The sequence below is a fragment of the Reyranella sp. genome (assembly GCF_030651995.1).
Classification (GTDB): domain Bacteria; phylum Pseudomonadota; class Alphaproteobacteria; order Reyranellales; family Reyranellaceae; genus Reyranella.
In genome coordinates, this window is the sequence record NZ_JAUSBN010000073.1 from 1 (window position 1) to 17,583 (window position 17,583).

Genomic DNA, 17,583 nt, shown 5'->3' on the forward strand with positions numbered 1-17,583 from the left:
TGGCGTAGCGGCTTTCCGCTTCAAGTCGACCCGCACGCCCTCATCCTGAGGAGCGGCCGCAGGCCGCGTCTCGAAGGATCGGCAACAGGCTCGGTGCTCGTGCCCATGCTTCGAGACGCGTCCCGATGGGACGCTCCTCAGCATGAGGTCGGTGGTGGTGATTCTATCGGACGCTGAAGAGCTCTAGCTCTTCAGCGCCGCCTGCCGGGCGCGCAGCTCGTCGCTGGGGCGGATGTCGCGCGAGCGGCTGTAGACGGTGAGGGCGACCAGCAGCACCACGACCATGAAGCCGAACAGGGTGCGGTAGGCCTCCTCGGAGCGGGCGCCGTCGGGCAGGGGTGCGAAGGCGCCGACGATGATGCCGGACAGGGTCTGCATGCAGGCGACGCCCAGCATGACGCTGGTGTTCATGGTGGCGATGCCGCGGCCGATCAGCCGGTCGGGGAAGATGCCGCGGCCATGCGTCATCACCATGGTGCTGGAGGCGCTCAGGAAGCCGATGCCGACGATGGCGCCCACGGCGACCCAGAGCGGCGCCTTCGCCCAGAAGGTGAGCGTCGCCAGGATCGCGGCGATCAGCAAAGTGCCGGCGATGGCGATGCGCTTGCGCGTGTCGAATACGCGGTCGAGCGGGCTGATGGTCAGCATGCCGATCTGATAGGCGATCACCGCGACCAGCAGCACGTTGCCGGACTCGACGCGCGTCAGCCCATGGACTTCGCGCAGGAACGGGCCGCCCCACAGGCCCTGCACGGTGAAAGTGCAGGCATAGTTGCAGAAATTGAGCGTGAGGATGAACTTGAGCTGAGGGTTCTTCAGCACCTCGCCCAGGCCCTGGATCATCTCGGCCGCGGTCTCCGGCGTGCGCGCGAGGAAGGGATGGCCAGGCGGCGCGTCGCGCACGATCACCCACACGCCGAGCGCCGCCAGCGCGGTAAAGACGACCATCAGCCCGAACACGCCGCGCCAGCCGATCATCTCCGTGCCCCAGGCGAGCGGCGTGGTGGCGAGCAGGTTGCCCAGCAACCCGACCGACAGCACGATTCCGGCCAGGGTCGCGAACCGGTCGGGTGGGAACCAGCGCGAAATCACCACCATGCTGCCGATCAGCATGACGCCGAAACCGGCGCCCATCAGGGCCCGGCCCGCGAGCAGCTGCGGCCAGGCCGGCGCCAGGGTGAACAGCGCCGCGCCGATCACCGCGACCACGAGCATGCCGGTCACGGTGCGTCGCGGCCCGTAGCGGTCGAACAGGAAGCCGCAGGGGATCTGCATGGCCGAGAAGCCGAAGAAGAAGGCGCCGGTCAGCGCGCCCAGCGCCTCCGGCCCGATGCCGAGGTCGCGCATCAGATCGAGCCCGATCGTGACGTTGGCCGCGCGGAAGAAATGGCTCGCGACATAGGCGGTCGCCAGGGTCGCCACGATGATGACGGCCTGCCGCCGGATGCCGGGCGACATCACGAAGCGTTTCCTCTTTCCATTCCCGCTTTCTTACCCGGCCGGGCCGGTGGTGCGTTGGTCTTGACTGCCAGTGCTATCGACAGAGGAGGGGCGCTGCAATCGCGGCGCGCATCATCATTCCGCCCGCCGGATGCGGTTGCGGCGACGCGGCTTCTTCCGTCGGGGCATGTGGGGCGGCTACACACGCAGTGACCATGGTCTCCCTCGAACCGCCGCCGCTGCGCTCCCTCGAACGACTGGCCATCCATCCATGGCTGATCGTCGGCGTCACCTGTGCCGGTGCGTTCATCGGGCAGCTCGATGCCAGCATCGTGCAACTGGCTCTTCCGCGGCTGGCGGAGGGGTTCGACGTCCGGGTCGACGCGGTGCGCTGGGTCGCGATCGCCTACCTGCTGGCCTTTGCCGCCAGCCTCGCCGTGTCGGGCCGGGTCTCGGAAATGATGGGTCGCAAGCTGCCCTATCTCCTGGGGTTCGCGCTGTTCACCCTGGCCTCACTGCTCTGCGGCTGGGCGGAGACGCTGGACCAGCTGGTGGCGCTGCGGGCGCTGCAGGGCGTGGGCGGCGGGCTGCTGGGCGCCAACAGCATGACGATCCTGGTGACCGCGGTGCCCCAGGACAAGCGTCCGCACGCCATCGGCTGGTTCACCACGGCGCAAGCGGTGGGCGTCAGCACCGGTCCGATCGTCGGCGGCTTTCTGCTCGAACTGCTCGGCTGGCGCTGGATCTTCTGGGCGGCGGTGCCGTTCGGTCTGCTGGCCTTCGTGCTGGGCTGGCTGGTCCTGCCGCGCTCGCGGGACGAGGACGTGAAGCGGGACGAGACCTTCGATCTCGCGGGCGCCGTGTTGCTGGTGCCGGCGGTCGGGCTGGGCGTGCTCGCGCTGACGCAGGTTTCCGTCTGGCCGCTCGCGTCGCCGTCGATGCTGGCGTGCGCGGCCGCGTCGGTCCTGTTCCTCGTGCTGTTCCTGCGGCGCGAGAGGAAGACGCGCTGGCCGGTCGTCGACATCGAGCTGTTCCGCTCGCGCGACTTCTCGGCGGGCTTCGTCGGCGTGGTGATGGGCTATGCGCTGCTCTATGGCATGCTGTTCCTGATGTCCTTCGCCTTCGTGAAGGGGCTCGCCAACAGCGCGCATGTCGCGGGGCTGAAGCTTGCCACCATCCCGATCCTGCTGGGGCTGGTCGCGCCGCTCGCCGCACGGCTCGCCTCGCGTTTCACCGCGCGGCGGGTGGGCGCGGCCGGCATGGCGCTGTGCCTGGCGGCGATCCTCGCGCTCGTCGCCATCGCCTTCGGGCCCGACCGGCTGGTGGTGCGCCTGGTCGCGCTTGCTTTGTTCGGCGCGGGCCTCGGCCTGTTCCTGGCGCCCAACAGCCACGCCACAATCGATGCCGCACCCAGGGGCCACGCCTCGTCGGCTGGCGGTCTGGTCAATCTCGGCCGGGTGCTGGGAAGCTGCATCGGCGTCTCGGCGGCCTCCTCGACCCTGTCGTGGCGCCTCGGTCTCTCGGGCAGTGCCGACCGGATGGGGCCGGCCTTCGTCGAGGCGGTGGCCGGCAGCCTGTTCGTGCTGGCGGCCTTCGCCCTCGTGGCGATCGGGGCGTCGCTGGTGTCCCGGCCAAAGGCCTCGGCATCGTAAGTCAGCCGTCGGCTGCTCAAGGCAGGTCGAGAAGGCGCGCCCTGGCGACGGCGACGGGATCGCGTCGGGCGTTGTAGATGCTCAAGGAGAGTTCAGCGCCGTCCTTGCGATGGCCTTCGATGCTCAGCACATCGTCGCGCTGGAGCATGCGCGTGAACACCGCGTCGAGCTGTCCGCGTGAGATCCAGGCGTCGTTGCCGAAAATGTCCTGTGCGAAGCGGGACAGGTAGGCGAAGGACATCATCGCTGCCGGGATCGCCACCCGCGCGCCCAGCGCCTGCGCCAGGTGATCGTGCGTGTGATAGTTCTCGGCCGGCAGGCTGAACAGGCGCGACTTCTCCAGCGACAGTTCGATGCGGCGGGGCGGAAGCTCGCTCGGGGATGTCGCAACAGGCGTTGGGGAAGGCGCTGCCGTGTGCGGCACGCTCTCGCTGCGGATCGCGCAGCCATGGTCATAGACGGCCAGCGGTTCGCCGTCGGCATCGAAGAACGACGCGCGCATGACGATGAAGTGGCGCCCGCGCCGGCGATATTTCTCCGTCACCGCGACGTCGGCGCGGATCGGGCGGCCGAGGCGGAACGGCCGCAGGAAGCGCGCCGACGATTTGCCGTGCAGGAATGGCGTGCCGACCAGATGTCCGTGGCGTTGACGAAACAGGCCGAAATGTCCGATCTCCCCCGGCGCGCGCAGGTAGAAGCCGGACGGAAACCACATGTACGTCGACAGGAACAGCGGATGTACGAGCGCGTCCGCGGGATCGCCCACCAGCCAGCCGCTTTCGTCCTCGACGGCATAGGCGAACTTCCGCACCTGCTCGATCGCCGGGTTGAAGAAGGTCGAGCCCAGCGGCAGGGGAACGGGCAGGTCGTCGAACGTCGGGGCGGCAATCTCTGTCATGTGGCTCACGAACACGTAAGGGTTCGTGCCGTCCGATGCAAAGCGGACGATGAAACCGTGCCGCCGTGGCCGCTACCTCGGCTTCGGCTTGCACGCCGCCAGTTCCCGGCGGCGGGCGGCGTCTTCCAATTCGTGCCGGTTTGCTGGCGTCCGATTACACCAGTTCAAATGCTGAACCAGGTTCGAACTCCACCGCATCCCTTCGAAGACGCAATCCGACTCCAGCGACTGGGCAAGCTCGACCTGCGATCGTGACCTGGCCGCGTACTCCCTGCAGTTCTTGATCGGAACCGCCCCGGAGTCGCCCCGGCATGTCACCAGGGCCTTGCGACGCTCGTCGTCCTCACGTCCACGCTCGCGTGGCGACGCGACTTTGCACCACGCCATATGGTCGGCCGCGTCGATGCTCCAGCGCCCACCCGTAAAGCTGCAGCCGGTCGCCATCTGAACCTGGCTCGTCGCCCTTGCCACGTAATCGGGGCAGCTTTCGATGGAGAGCGGGCCAAAGGAGCCCTGGGCAAGGACCGGCGTGACCGCCGACAGCGAGAGGGACGCGGCGCAAACCGTCAAGACCCTGTAGTTCATGTCATTCTCTCCACCGTCGCGCCTGTAACGCCGCGCCGTCGGTCGCGTTCCGTCGCGTTGGAGGTCCTCGTCACCGCCCCCGGCGCTTCGTCGAGCAATCGCCATCTACTTCGTTGCAAAAGGATATTGAATAAGTCATGCAGCCTGTCTGGCTTGGACGTATGGTGTGTGACGCTCAGAGGCCCGTTCGGCGTCGGTTTCGACAAGGACTTGGAGTTGCGAGATGAGATACGGGGCGCGCGGTTTTGGGCAGCTTTCCCTTGCTCTCGGTCGACGGCTTGTCGGACTGCTTCCCGGTCTTCTTCTCGGCCTCTCCTTCGTCCTGCCGGTCGGCGCCCAGACGAAATCCGCCGACAACGCGCCGCCGGTCGTGCTGGTGCGGCCGGTCGAGGTGCGGACGCTGGCGCCGCAGTCGGAATATGTCGGCCGGCTCGCCGTGTTCGAAAAGGTCGAGCTGCGCGCCCGAGTCAAGGGCGTGCTCGGCAAGCGGGAATTCGCCGACGGCACCAAGGTGACGGAAGGCCAGCTCCTGTTCACCATCGACCCCACGTCCTACCGCATCGCGGTGAACCAGAAGCGGGCGCTGCGTGACGGGGCGCAGGCGGCGCTGATCAATGCCGAGGCGCAGCTCAAGCGGGCGGCCGAGCTGCTGCGTACCAACAACGTCTCGCAGGTCTCCTATGACCAGCGGCTGGCCGAGCAGCTGCAGGCCAAGGCCACGCTCGACGACGCCGAAGCGCAGCTCGAGGATGCCGAACTGCAGCTCTCCTACACGAAGATCGCGGCGCCGATTGCCGGCCTGATCGGCCGCTCCTCCGTGTCGCCGGGCAACCTCGTCGGGCCGGAATCGGGCGTTCTCGCCACCATCGTGAACGAGCGGCAGATCCGCGCCCTGTTCTCGGTCCCCCAGGTAGACCTGCTGAACGTGCGCCGCGACCTGCGCGCCGGCGAGCCGCTTGCCGTGCGGCTGCGCCTCGCCGACGGCAAGCTGTACCCCGAGAAGGGCAAGGTCGACTTCATCGACGTCGCGGTCGATCCCACGACCGACGGGCAGATGGCGCGCGCGGTGTTCGACAATGCCGACGAGCTGCTGACCGACGGCCAGACGGTGCGGGTGATCGTCGAGGGCAACGAACCGGCCAAGGTGATGGTGGTGCCGCTGGCCGCGATGGCGATCGACCAGACCGGCCGCTACGTCTACGTCGTCGACGGCAAGGGCGTCGTCGAGCAGCGCCGCATCACCGTCGACTTCGTGCGCGACGGCATGATCGCGGTGGCGAGCGGCCTCAAGGAGGGCGACCGGGTCATCGTGCAGGGCCAGCAGCGGGTGCGCGCGGGAATGGCGGTCGAGGCGCAGCCGGCGCCGGCCGCCGCCGGCCAGCCGAAGCGCTGATCCCATGGGCATCGCCGCCGTCTTCATCCGCCGCCCGCGGCTCGCCTTCGTCGTCTCCGCGATCATGGTCATCGCGGGCCTGCTGGCGCTGGGCAGCCTGCCGATCGCGCAGTTCCCCAACATCGTGCCGCCGGAAGTTACCGTCACGACCAGCTATCCCGGCGCCTCGGCCCAGGTGGTCGAGGAGAGCGTGGCGCAGATCATCGAGCGCAACGTCAACGGCGTCGAGAACATGATCTCGATGAAGTCGACCTCGGGCAGCGACGGCAGCTACGCCCTCAGCGTCTACTTCAAGGTGGGTTCGAACCCGCAGGACCACACGGTCAACGTCAACAACCGCATCAACCGCGCCATGCCGCAGCTTCCCGACGAGGTGCAGCGCAACGGCGTGCTGGTGAAGAAGCAGTCGTCGGCCCTGCTGCAGGTGGTCGCCGTCTATTCGCCCAAGGGCACGCGCGACGCGCTGTTCCTGTCGAACTTCGCCACCATCAACGTGCTCGACGCCATGCAGCGCGTGCCGGGCGTCGGCTCGGCCGGCCTGTTCGGCGGGCTCGACTATGCCATGCGCGTGTGGCTCGACCTCGACCGCATGTCGAGCCTCGGCGTCACCTCGCAGGACGTGGTGAAGGCGATCGAGGCCAAGAACATGCAGGCCGCCGTCGGCCGGGTCGGCGCCGCGCCGCTGCTCGACGGAGTCGACTTCCAGCTCAACATCACGGCCAAGGGCCGGCTCACCTCGCCCGAGGAGTTCGGCAACATCACCGTGCGCGCGAACCCGGACGGCGCATTGCTGCGCATCCGCGACATCGGCCGGGTCGAGCTGGGCTCGGCCAATGCCGACGTCACCACGCGCTACAACGGCAAGCCGGCGGCCGGCATCAACATCTACCAGCTTGCGGGCGCCAATGCGCTGGCCACCGCCGAGGGCGTGCGCCAGGTGCTGAAGGACCTCGAGGACCGGCTGCCCGAGGATGTCGCCTTCGAGGTGATGTACGACACGACGGTGTTCGTCGAGGCGACGATCCACAGCGTGGTGAAGACCCTGATCGAGGCCTTCGTCCTGGTCGCCATCGTGGTCTTCCTGTTCCTGGGCAGCCTGCGGGCGACGCTGATCCCCATCATCGCCGTGCCGGTGGCGCTGATCGGCACCTTCGCGGTGATGCAGATGATGGGCTTCTCGCTCAACACCGTATCGCTGCTGGCGCTGGTGCTGGCCATCGGCATCGTGGTCGACGACGCCATCGTCGTGGTCGAGGCGGTCGAGCACACACTGGAGAAGGAGCCCCATCTCACGCCGGCCGAGGCCACCGAGAAGGCGATGGCCGAGGTCACGGGGCCGATCATCGCCATCACCCTGGTGCTGCTGTCGGTGTTCATCCCGACGGCCTTCATGCCGGGCATCGCCGGCAAGCTCTACCAGCAGTTCGCGCTCACCATCTCGGTCGCCATGGTGATCTCGGCGATCAACGCGCTGTCGCTTTCCCCGGCGCTATGCGCGCTGCTGCTCACCCGTCGCGGCGCGCCGCGCGGCCTGATGGCCCGCCTTCAGCGCGGCATCGATGCCACGCGCAACGGCTACCTGAAGCTCGCGGGACCGCTGATCCGGCGGAGCGTGCTGGCGGTCGGCCTCGTGGCGCTGTTCGCGCTCGCCACCGGCGGGCTGCTGCGGATCGTGCCCACCGGCTTCCTGCCGGAGGAGGACCAGTCCTCCTTCATGGCCGAGATCCAGCTGCCCGACGCCGCCTCGACCAGCCGCACCCTGGAGGCGGTGACCGAGGTCGAGGCCATGCTGACCGGCCAGCCGTGGCTGCAGAACTTCTTCACCGTGAGCGGCACCAGCCTGCTCGACGGGCTGAACCTGCCCAACCGCGCCATGATGATCGTCTCGCTGAAGCCCTATGCCGAGCGGCCCGGTCACGAGATGTCGGCCTTCGCGGTGCTGGAGCGGCTCAACAAGGCATTCCAGCGCGTGGCCGCGGCCAACGTCTATGCCTTCAACCCGCCGCCGATCGCGGGGCTGGGCAACTCCGCGGGCTTCGAGTTCGAGGTCCAGAGCCTGACCGGTGCGCCGCCGGAGGAGATCGTGGCGGTGGCGCGCGGCGTCATCAACGCGGCGCAGTCTGCGCCCGAGCTTGCCGGCGTCTTCACCACCTACAGCGCCTCGACGCCGCAGATCCGGCTCGAGCTCGACCGCGACCGCGCCGAGACGCTGGGCGTCGCCATCCCCGACATCTTCGCGGCGCTGCAGACGGCGATGGGCAGCCGCAACGTCAACAACTTCAACATGTTCGGCCGCACCTGGACGGTGCGCGTGCAGGCCGATGCCGCCGACCGCCGCACCGTCGAGGACGTGAACCGCGTGCGCGTGCGCTCGTCGAGCGGCACGCTGGTGCCGCTGCAGGCGATGGCGACGCTGGAACTCACGACGGCGCCGGCCACCATCAACCGCTACAACAATTTGCGCTCGGTGACGCTGAACGGCGCGCCGGCCGCGGGCTATTCCTCGGGCGAGGCGATCGCGGCGATGGAGCGGGTGGCGCGCGCCAGCCTGCCGCCGGGCTACGGCTTCCAGTGGGCCGGCACCGCGCAGCAGGAGAAGGAGGCGGGCAGCCAGACCGGCTTCGTGCTCGCGCTCGCGGTGCTGTTCGCCTACCTGTTCCTGGTCGGCCTCTACGAGAGCCTGGCGCTGCCGGTGGCGGCATTGCTGTCGGTGATCGTCGGCCTGTTCGGCGCGCTGGCCGCGCTGTGGCTGACCGGCCTCGCCAACAACATCTACGCCCAGATCGGCATCGTCGTGCTGATCGCGCTGGCGGCCAAGAACGCCATCCTGGTGATCGAGGTCGCCATGCACGAGCGGGCGGGCGGCAGCGACCCGGTGACGGCCGCCACCGCGGCCGCCGGCCAGCGCTTCCGCGCCGTGATGATGACCTCCTTCGCCTTCATCCTGGGCCTCGTGCCGCTGGTGATCGCCTCGGGAGCGGGTGCCGCGACCCAGCGCGCGGTCGGCACCGCCGTGTTCGGCGGCATGCTGGCCTCCGCCTGCCTCGGCATCTTCGTCATCCCGGGCCTCTACGTCGCCTTCGAGAAGATGCGGCGGGCCGTGCCCGAACTGCTGCGCAGGCCCTTTCGCCGTCTTGAGCCCCCGGAGAAGGGCCAGCGCTGAAGCCTCGGCCCGTTGCGGCGCAACGGGCATCGGCGGCCTAGCCGCCATGCAGCCGCCGCCGTAGCCAATTCATATCGTCCCGCCGACACTGCCTGCCGCGCCACCGCTTCCGGAGGTGCCAATGAGAAGGTTGGGGAAACGACATGAATGGAGGGGAACGCTCGCCCCAGAGCAATGCGCCCGACAGGGCGGCCCCTCATGGTGGCGTGCCCGGGACCGGCAGCATCGAGGGGCCGCGCTCGTGGAGGGCGGCTTGGCTGACTCTGGCGATCCTCTCCGTCTCCTTCGGTTCGCCGCTGCTGATCGTCGTTGGCCTGAAACCGATGCAGGAGGCTTTGGGCACCGAGCGGTCGGTGCTGGTGCTGGCCGGCTCGCTCGCCTGGGTCGGAACGGGCGCGGGCGGCATCCTGATGGGCTGGCTGGCCGACCGGATCGGCGTGCGCGCCACGGTCGCCATCGGGGCCTGCATGATCGCGGGCGGGCTGGTACTCTCTTCACACGGCTCGCTATGGGCGCTCTATGTCGGCCACGGGCTGATGCTCGGCCTGCTGGGCAATGGCGGGGTGTACCCGCCGTTGCTGATCTATGTCAGCCGCTGGTTCGACCGCCGCCGCGGCACCGCGATCGCGCTCATTTCATCCGGCCAATACGTGGCCGGCGTCCTGTGGCCGACCATCTTCGAGGCCGGCATCAGCTCATGGGGCTGGCAGGCGGTGATGCTGGCCTATGCCGGCGTGGTGCTGGCGCTGATCCTGCCGGCGACCTTCCTGCTGAAGCCCGCGCCGTTGCCGCCGATCGAAGCCCCGGCCGCCTCGACCGCACGTACCGCTGCCACGACGCCGCAGGGCAGGCGCCTCGTCGCCGGGCTGCATCCCAACCTGGCGCAGTTGCTGATCTGCATCGCCGGCTTCTGCTGCTGCATGCCGATGGCGATCCCGCAGGCGCATCTCGTCGCCTTCTGCAGCGACATGGGCATCACGCCGACGCGCAGCGCCACCATGCTTTCGATCATGCTGGCCGCCGCCTTTCTCGCGCGCCAGGCCTGGGGTGCGCTGGCCGACCGGATCGGCGGCCTGCGCACCATCATGGCCGGCTCGGCCTTCCAGGCCGTCACCATCGCGGCCTTCTCGTTCACGCAGGGCGAGGCCGGCCTGTTCGCGGTCTCTGCTGCCTTTGGCCTCGGCTTCGCCGGCATCATCCCGTCCTATGCCGTGACCATCCGCGACCTCTACGCGTCGTCGGAAGCTTCCTGGCGCATCCCGCTCACCTTGTTCACCGCCATGAGCGGCATGGCGGTGGGAAGCTGGTGGGCAGGGCTCCTCTACGACCATTTCGGCTATTACGCGCCGGCCTTTGCCTCGGGCGTGGCCTTCAATGTCGCGAATCTTCTGATCGTAGGGTTTCTGATCTTCCGCCTGAGCGGTCCGCGCCGGACTTTCGCGTGGCCGAAGAGCTAGCGGGTGAAGAGGGAGAGGGCGCGGTGGCGGAGGCGACCGCGCAGGCCGCGCAGCAGGCCGCCGTTCGACATCGCCTCGAACACGTCCTCGGCCCCTTCGGGATCGAGCACCTGGTTGTCGGCCAGCCATTTCTCGACCTCCTGGAGGTCGGGGATTTCGTAAGGCCGCAGCGAGCGGCCCTCGCCGCGCAGCGCCTCGAGGGCTTCGATCAGCGAGCCCTTCGTTCCGATCTCGGCGGCGATCTTGTCGGCGGGGACACCCAGATGCTCGGCGAGCAGGCTGTCGCGCAGGGCGCGGATCTCGTTCGCGGCGCTCTCGTTGCCGGGATGGGCCGCATCGATGGTGACGTCGCATTCGGTGTCGAGACGCATCGAGCGGTTGTTCATGTTCGAAGAACCGACATGCAGCACCTCGTCGTCTACGATCGTCATCTTGGCGTGCACGTAGATCGGCTCGCCCTGGGCGGTAAAGGGGTGATAGATCCGCAGGCGCCGATGGCGGTCGAGCCGGTGCAGCGCCCCGTAGAGGCGAGCCCGCGCCGTGTCCATGGCGACCGGCTCCAGCCAGCCCTGCGACTTGAAGGGATTAACCAGGATGAATTCCGGCCCGTCCGGCTCCTCCAGCCGGTGGGCGATCGCCTCGGCGATGCGGCGCGACGCGAAATACTGGCTCTCGGCGTAGATGTAGCGGCGGGCGCGGGCGATCAGGGCGAGGTACGTCGCCTCGATCTCGCGCACTGCTTCTTCGCCATCGCCCGCCGGCCGCGACCGGCAGATCGCCACCGCGATGTCGCGGAACTGCACGCCGAGCCCGTCGGGCCAGCAATCGCCGCAGCCCTCGACCGGCGCCAGCGCCGCGCCGCCGGCCGTCCGCCAGCGATGCCGGGACAGGTCGCCCAGGGCCGCCGCCACGGGGCCTTCCAGGATGGTGGTCGCATCGTGCCACGGCGCGTAGGGACTGCCGTCCGGGCCGACGCGGCGCGGGTCATGGTCGCGATGTTCCGGCGTGTCCCAGCGGTTGCTGGTCATGTCGATACCGCCGCAGAAGGCCACGCAGTCGTCGATCACGACGATCTTGTGATGGTGCGAGGCGCCCAGCGTCGCGGCGCCGTCGAGCCGCGTGTGGATGCGCGGATGGGCCATCCAGCGCATCAGGGTGAAGATCGTGGTACCGCGGAACAGGGTGCGCACCGCGCCCATGTTCCAGCGCAGCAGGAAGACCTCGAGCTCGGGATTGCGCTTCACCAGCCACAAGACGAATTCGCCCAGGGTGCGCGGCTCGCCCGGCAGCCGCTCGTCGCCGAGCTCGATGCGGGCGTCGAAGTCCCAGCCGATCAGCACGATGCGCTTCTGCGCCTTCAGCATCGCCTTGCGGCCGACCTCGAAATAGGCCTTCGCATCGACGATCAGCGCGGCCCGCGTCGCTTTCTCCCGGCGCCAGAACAGTTCCGTCGGTTCCAATCTGTCCATGGCTCCCATTGGTCCCTTGTCGCCCCGTCTAGCGGTCGGTTTGGTGACGCGCCGTCCGGCAAGGCGTCTAACGCATAGGAGCGGATGGGTTCCCCGCATTTCGTCCACGCCGCGAAATTCACCCAGGCAGAACGATATAATCGCTCCGCTTTCTCGCGGAGAATGCGGGCACAAGCGCACCAAAGTGCCGAACAATCCGGGAGCGAACATGTACGATCTGATCGTCAGGAATGCCGACGTCGCCGATGGACTGGGCAACCCCCTGCGCAAGGCCGACCTCGCGGTGAAGGACGGCCGCATCGCCGCCATCGGCCACGATCTCGGGCCGGCGCGCGAGACGGTCGATGCGACCGGCCTGGTGCTGGCGCCCGGCGTGATCGACGTCCACACCCATTACGACGCCCAGCTTACCTGGGACTCGACGGCCTCGCCGTCGCCGGCGCTGGGCGTCACGACGGTGGTGATCGGCAATTGCGGCTTCGGCATTGCGCCCGCGACGCCCGCCACGCGCGACACGCTGCTCAAGAACCTCTCCGAGGTCGAGGCGATGTCGCTGGAGGCACTGCGCGAGGGCGTCGACTGGCAGTTCGACGATTTCTCCTCCTACCTCGATTTCATCGCCCGCCGCGGCGTCACGCCCAACGTCGCGTCCTTCTGCTCCCATTCGGCGCTGCGCACCGTGGTGATGGGCGATGCGGGCTCCGAGCGTGAGGCGACGGCGGACGAGCTGGCGAAGATGTCGGCGCTGTTCGACGGGGCGCTGGCGGCGGGGGCGATCGGCCTGGGCTCCTCGACCTTCGAGAACCACAACGGCTATGGCGGCATCCCGGTGCCGTCGCGCCTGGCCAGCGACGACGAGTTCCGCGCGCTGGCGCGGGTGATGGCGCGGCACGGCCACGGCGTCACCATGGCGACCTGCGGCCAGCGCTCGACCATCCCCTTCCTGGAGGAACTGGCGGAGCTGTCCGGCCGGCCGGTGATCTATTGCCCGCTGCTCGACTATCCGACGAAGCCCGAGCACGCGCCGGGAATCTCCAGCGCCTGCGCCGAGGCCCGCGGCCGCGGCCACGCGGTCTATGCCCAGGCCTCGTGCCAGCCGCTCAACATGAATTTCGGCCTGCTCAACGCCTACATGCTGCAGACGATCGCGCCGTGGCCCAAGGCCGGCGACGCGGCGCACCATCGCGCGTTGTTCACCGATCCCGGCTTTCGCGCCGCCTTCAAGAAGTCCCTGGCGACGCCAGTGGAGGGCGGCCGCATCTTCAACGGCACCTGGCACCTGATGGAAGTGGCCGTGTCGCCGACCCAGCCAACCCTGGAAGGCCGCAACATCGAAGAGATCGCGCGCGAGCGCGGCGTCGATCCGGTGGACGCGCTGCTCGACATCGGCCTGGCCGACGACCTCGAGACGACCTTCATCGTGCGCCTGCTGAACGTCGACGAAAAGCGCGTCGGCGACCTGATCGCCGACGACGGCAACCTGATCAGCCTGTCCGACGCCGGCGCCCATCTCACCCTGTTCTGCGATGCCGGCTATGCCATGCACCTGCTGGGCCGCTGGGTGCGCGAGCTCGACCGCTTCAGCCTGCCGCACGCCATCCGCAAGCTGACCGGCGATCCCGCCCACATCTACGGCATCGTCGACCGCGGCCGCCTCGAGGTCGGCGCCTGGGCGGACCTCATGCTGTTCGATCCCGCAACCATCCATGTCAGCAAGACCCGGCGCGTCGCCGACCTCCCGGCCGGCGCCAACCGCCTGATCCGCAGCGCCCCCGGCCTCAAGGGCGTCTGGGTCAATGGCGTCCAGGTGTTCGACGGCCAGGACTATGTAAAGGTGAAGCCGCCCGGCCAGGTGCTGCGCCGCTTCAGCACCGCCCGGCCGACGCTGGCGATGCCGCTCGCCCCGGCCGCGGAGTAGTTTTCGCGCGGCTGTGCCCCGAAGCCGCGGCCATGCTATTTTGAAGGCATGGCACGAGAAGCATTGCGCGAACGAATCCAGGGGCTCTACTTCGGCGACGACCCGCAGGCCCGGCGGTTCCGCTACGGGCTGGTCGGCTTCGACATCGCCACCATCGCGGTGTTCCTCATCTCGCCCTTCGGTGGGCATCAGCCGTGGATGATCGCCCTCGATCTCGCCATCGGCCTCCTTCTGTCGGTCGAGTTCGCGGCGCGCCTCTGGGTGGAGCGCCGGCCGCTGCGCCACCTGTTCACCCTTTCCTCGGCGGCGGACCTGATTGTGATCCTGTGCCTGCTGCTGCCGGTGTTCCTCGAGAACCTGGCGTTCCTGCGCATCGCCCGGGCGCTGCGCCTGCTGCGCTCCTACCACCTGCTGCGCGACCTGCGGCAGGACTCGAAGTGGTTCCGCCTGTATGAGGACGTCATCCAGCGCACGGTCAATCTCGGCGTCTTCATCTTCATCGTGACGTCGGTGGTCTACGTCACCCAGCACAATATCAACCCCAACATCGCCAACTACATCGACGCGCTCTACTTCACCATCACGACGCTCACGACCACGGGCTTCGGTGATATCACCCTGACCGGCCCCGGCGGCCGGCTGCTCGCCGTGATCATCATGATCGTGGGCGTCAGCCTCTTCCTGCGCCTGCTGCAGGCCATCTTCCGGCCCAACAAGGTCCGCTTCGAATGTCCGTCCTGCGCCCTGCTGGTGCACGACCTCGACGCCGTCCACTGCAAGCATTGCGGCATCGTCCTGGCGATCCCGAACGAGGGGCTTTAGGAGCAGCTCTGGAGTCCTTCCAGGCAGACTGGAATTGCCCCCTCCAACCTCATGCTGAGGAGCGTTCCGCAGGAGCGCGTCTCGAAGCATGGGCACGAGCACCACGTTTGTTGCCCATCCTTCGAGACGGTCGCTGCGCGACCTCCTCAGGATGAGGGGGTGCAGTGGTGGAGCACACGATACGGGTACGCTACAGCGCCGGTCCCGCGAGGATGCTCCGCGCTTCCGTGGCGATCGTTTCGGCGATGGTGGCGTAGCTGTCGGCATAGGCCGAGCCGTCGCGCCACACCGCGGCGACGGAGCGGGTGGCGCTCCAGCCGGCCATCGGGAGGCGGGTGACCATGTCGGCGCCGCCCACCTCCGAGCGCAGATAGAGTTCCGGCAGGATGGCGAAGCCCAGCCCCGAGCCGCACATCTGGCGCAGGCTGTCGAGGCTGGTTCCCTCATAGTCCTCGAGCAGCGTGGCCTTGAGGTCCTCGCAGATCTCGCGCGCCTGGCGGTGGGCATGGTGGCGGCGGTCGAGGCTGAGGAACCCGATTCCCGCCAGGTCGCCGCGGCGCACCTTGGCCGAGCGGCCGAGCGGGTGCTCGGGCGGGCAGACGATGTGCAGCGGCTCGCGGAACAGCGGCTCGATGTGCAGGTCGCTGCCGGCGACGGGCAGGGGCGACAGCACCATGTCGAGCTCGCCGCGCGCCAGCTCGCGCGTCTGCTCGTCGGGAATGCCCTCGCGGATGTAGAGCCGCAGGTCGGGGAAGCGCCGGTGCAGCGAGGCCACGATGCGCGGCATCAGGTAGGGGCCGAGGGTGGGCGTGACGCCGAAGCGGATGGTGCCGGCGATGCCGGCCCGCGAACGCCGCACCATCTCCTCCGCATCCTTCACGTCGAGCAGGATTCGCCGGGCGCGCGTCACCAGGTCCCGGCCGATCGGCGTGAGCTGGACCGGGCTCTCGTTGCGCTCGACCAGGGTCACGCCCAGCCGCGCCTCCAGCGCCCGCACCTGCTGGCTGAGCGTGGGCTGGGCGACGTGCACGGCGTCCGCGGCCCGCCGGAAGTTCCGGCTGTCGGCCAGGGCCACCAGATAGGAGAGTTGGCGCAGCGTGGTCATGCTGGGTGATAGTCTGTGACTATCAATGCCGGCACGTCAAATCTATTTCTACAATCGCCTCCCGTCACGCATCTTGCCCGCCTTACCGCAGAGGACGAACGAACATGAGCCGCCCCACTCCCCGGACCCTGGTATGACCGAGTTTCTGGTCCATTCCTTTCTCGGCACGCCGGTCTGGTTCTGGCTCGCTTTCATCTCGCTGGTGGTGGCGCTGACCGCCTTCGACCTCGGCCTCCTGCACAAGGAGGACCGGGTGATGGGCATCGGCGAATCGCTGAAGCTCTCAGCCTTCTACATCTCGATCGCCCTGGCCTTCGGCGTCTGGGTCTGGGTCGAGAAGGGCCCCGACCTCGGCATGAAGTACTTCACCGGCTTCTTCATCGAGAAGGCGCTGTCGATCGACAACATCTTCGTCATCAGCCTGATCTTCACCTTCTTCGCCATCCCGGCCAAATACCAGTACCGCGCGCTGCTTTGGGGCATCATCGGCGTCATCGTGCTGCGCGGCCTCATGATTGCGGCCGGCGCCGCGCTGGTCAGCGAAGCCTACTGGGTGCTCTACATCTTTGCCGCCTTCCTGATCGTCACCGGCATCAAGATGTTCTTCACGAACGACCAGGAGCCGGACCTCGCCAACAACGCCGCCATCCGCTGGATCTCCCGCCGCATGCGCGTGACCAAGGAGCTGCACGGCGACCGCTTCTTCGTCTCGCAGCTCGACGAGCGGACCGGGCGCATGGCCCTGGCCGCGACGCCGCTGTTCCTCGCCCTGGTGGTGATCAACGTGGCGGACCTGGTGTTCGCGGTGGACTCGGTGCCGGCGATCTTCGCCATCACCACCGACACGTTCGTGGTCTACACCTCGAACATCATGGCGGTGCTGGGCCTGCGCGCGCTCTACTTCGCGCTCTCCGCCATGATCGACCGCTTCCACTACCTGAAGCACGCGCTGGCCGCGGTGCTGATCTTCATCGGCTCCAAGATCTTCGTCTCGGACTTCCTCCTGGACGAGGGCAAGTTCCCGCCCGTCGCCAGCCTCGCCGTCACCTTCGGCCTGATCGCCGCCGGCATCGCCTGGTCGCTGTGGAAGACGCGGGAGGGGGCGGCGCACAGGTGAGGGGGCGCGCTATTCCCGCGTCCGGCTGTGCCGCGGCGACACGGCGAGCCCGAGAAACACCATCGCCGCCTGGTTGAGCCGAACCACATCCTCGTCGTCGAGCCGCCCGATCCGCTCGCCGACCTTCGACCTGGGAACCGTGGTGATCTCGTCCACCATCAGCCGCGACGGGGAGCGCAGGCCGTTGCGCTCGTTCGGCTCCACGACCAACCGGAACAAAGGCGCCTCGGTGGAGTCGGTCGTGAAGGCGCAGATCGTGATGGAATCGGTGGCGTCGAAAGTGTCGTCCTGCACGATGACCACCGGGCGAGGCTTGCCCGCATAATCCTTGCCGCCCGAGAAGGTCCAGACTTCGCCGCGCTTCACTCGTCCTGCCAGTCTGAAACCGCGTCGATGAACGCCTGATCCTCGCGCGCCCGGGCGCTCCGCGAGACGGCCAGGGACTGGCGATGCGCCTCCTTCCGGAACGACGCCGCACGCACGTCCGGCACCCAAATCTGGATCAGCCGCAAGCCCTGCGCCCGCAGCAAGAAGCTCGAGAACCGCTGTCACATGGTCGCGCTC

The 17,583-nt window shown here is 68.3% G+C and carries 14 protein-coding genes; 7 read left to right on the plus strand and 7 right to left on the minus strand.

Features of this window, described 5'->3' with window-relative positions:
• Positions 1 to 183: 183 nt before the first annotated feature.
• Positions 184 to 1,458 carry an MFS transporter gene (locus Q7V45_RS22745; RefSeq protein WP_304856728.1) on the minus strand — a complete coding sequence of 425 codons (1,275 nt, stop codon included), beginning with the start codon at positions 1,456 to 1,458 and terminating at the stop codon, positions 184 to 186.
• A gap of 197 nt (positions 1,459 to 1,655) precedes the next feature.
• Between Q7V45_RS22745 and Q7V45_RS22750 the strand changes: the two genes are divergently transcribed.
• Positions 1,656 to 3,092 carry an MFS transporter gene (locus Q7V45_RS22750; RefSeq protein WP_304856412.1) on the plus strand — a complete coding sequence of 479 codons (1,437 nt, stop codon included), beginning with the start codon at positions 1,656 to 1,658 and terminating at the stop codon, positions 3,090 to 3,092.
• A gap of 16 nt (positions 3,093 to 3,108) precedes the next feature.
• Here Q7V45_RS22750 and Q7V45_RS22755 read toward each other — a convergent pair whose 3' ends face one another.
• A complete protein-coding gene (locus tag Q7V45_RS22755; RefSeq protein ID WP_304856415.1) occupies positions 3,109 to 3,990 on the minus strand; it encodes a hotdog fold domain-containing protein in 882 nt (293 codons plus the stop codon).
• 72 nt (positions 3,991 to 4,062) lie between these two features.
• Positions 4,063 to 4,575, minus strand: a complete 513-nt coding sequence (locus Q7V45_RS22760; protein ID WP_304856418.1) for a hypothetical protein — start codon at positions 4,573 to 4,575, stop codon at positions 4,063 to 4,065.
• Between the two features lie 223 nt (positions 4,576 to 4,798).
• Here Q7V45_RS22760 and Q7V45_RS22765 point away from each other — a divergent pair, with 223 nt between their 5' ends.
• From Q7V45_RS22765 to Q7V45_RS22775, 3 genes are all read left to right on the plus strand, one after another.
• On the plus strand, positions 4,799 to 5,968 hold the full coding sequence (locus Q7V45_RS22765; RefSeq protein ID WP_304856421.1) for an efflux RND transporter periplasmic adaptor subunit: 1,170 nt from the start codon (positions 4,799 to 4,801) through the stop codon (positions 5,966 to 5,968).
• A 4-nt stretch (positions 5,969 to 5,972) separates the two neighbouring features.
• Complete coding sequence (locus Q7V45_RS22770; RefSeq protein WP_304856423.1) at positions 5,973 to 9,131, plus strand: efflux RND transporter permease subunit; 3,159 nt, start codon at positions 5,973 to 5,975, stop codon at positions 9,129 to 9,131.
• Between the two features lie 143 nt (positions 9,132 to 9,274).
• Positions 9,275 to 10,588: an MFS transporter gene (locus Q7V45_RS22775; protein WP_304856425.1), complete on the plus strand. Its 1,314-nt coding sequence runs from the start codon at positions 9,275 to 9,277 to the stop codon at positions 10,586 to 10,588.
• Here the strand turns inward: Q7V45_RS22775 and Q7V45_RS22780 are convergent.
• Positions 10,585 to 12,057, minus strand: a complete 1,473-nt coding sequence (locus Q7V45_RS22780; protein ID WP_304856427.1) for a phospholipase D-like domain-containing protein — start codon at positions 12,055 to 12,057, stop codon at positions 10,585 to 10,587. The two genes, Q7V45_RS22775 and Q7V45_RS22780, sit on opposite strands and share 4 nt — an antisense overlap.
• A 208-nt stretch (positions 12,058 to 12,265) precedes the next feature.
• Between Q7V45_RS22780 and Q7V45_RS22785 the strand changes: the two genes are divergently transcribed.
• Both Q7V45_RS22785 and Q7V45_RS22790 read left to right on the plus strand, forming a co-directional pair.
• Positions 12,266 to 13,975 carry an amidohydrolase family protein gene (locus tag Q7V45_RS22785; RefSeq protein WP_304856431.1) on the plus strand — a complete coding sequence of 570 codons (1,710 nt, stop codon included), beginning with the start codon at positions 12,266 to 12,268 and terminating at the stop codon, positions 13,973 to 13,975.
• A gap of 48 nt (positions 13,976 to 14,023) precedes the next feature.
• A complete protein-coding gene (locus Q7V45_RS22790) occupies positions 14,024 to 14,797 on the plus strand; it encodes a potassium channel family protein (RefSeq protein WP_304856434.1) in 774 nt (257 codons plus the stop codon).
• 190 nt (positions 14,798 to 14,987) lie between these two features.
• On the opposite strand, the gene Q7V45_RS22795 is transcribed toward Q7V45_RS22790, so the two are convergent.
• Positions 14,988 to 15,902 (minus strand): hydrogen peroxide-inducible genes activator, encoded by a 915-nt coding sequence (locus Q7V45_RS22795; RefSeq protein WP_304856436.1) that lies wholly within the window; start codon positions 15,900 to 15,902, stop codon positions 14,988 to 14,990.
• A 133-nt stretch (positions 15,903 to 16,035) separates the two neighbouring features.
• On the opposite strand from Q7V45_RS22795, the gene Q7V45_RS22800 reads away from it, so the two are divergent.
• Positions 16,036 to 17,019 carry a TerC family protein gene (locus Q7V45_RS22800; RefSeq protein ID WP_304856438.1) on the plus strand — a complete coding sequence of 328 codons (984 nt, stop codon included), beginning with the start codon at positions 16,036 to 16,038 and terminating at the stop codon, positions 17,017 to 17,019.
• A gap of 9 nt (positions 17,020 to 17,028) precedes the next feature.
• On the opposite strand, the gene Q7V45_RS22805 is transcribed toward Q7V45_RS22800, so the two are convergent.
• On the minus strand, positions 17,029 to 17,385 hold the full coding sequence (locus tag Q7V45_RS22805) for a type II toxin-antitoxin system PemK/MazF family toxin (protein WP_304856440.1): 357 nt from the start codon (positions 17,383 to 17,385) through the stop codon (positions 17,029 to 17,031).
• A complete protein-coding gene (locus Q7V45_RS22810; protein ID WP_304856441.1) occupies positions 17,382 to 17,549 on the minus strand; it encodes an antitoxin MazE family protein in 168 nt (55 codons plus the stop codon). Before Q7V45_RS22810 ends, Q7V45_RS22805 begins: the two co-directional genes overlap by 4 nt.
• Between the last annotated feature and the right edge of the window lie 34 nt (positions 17,550 to 17,583).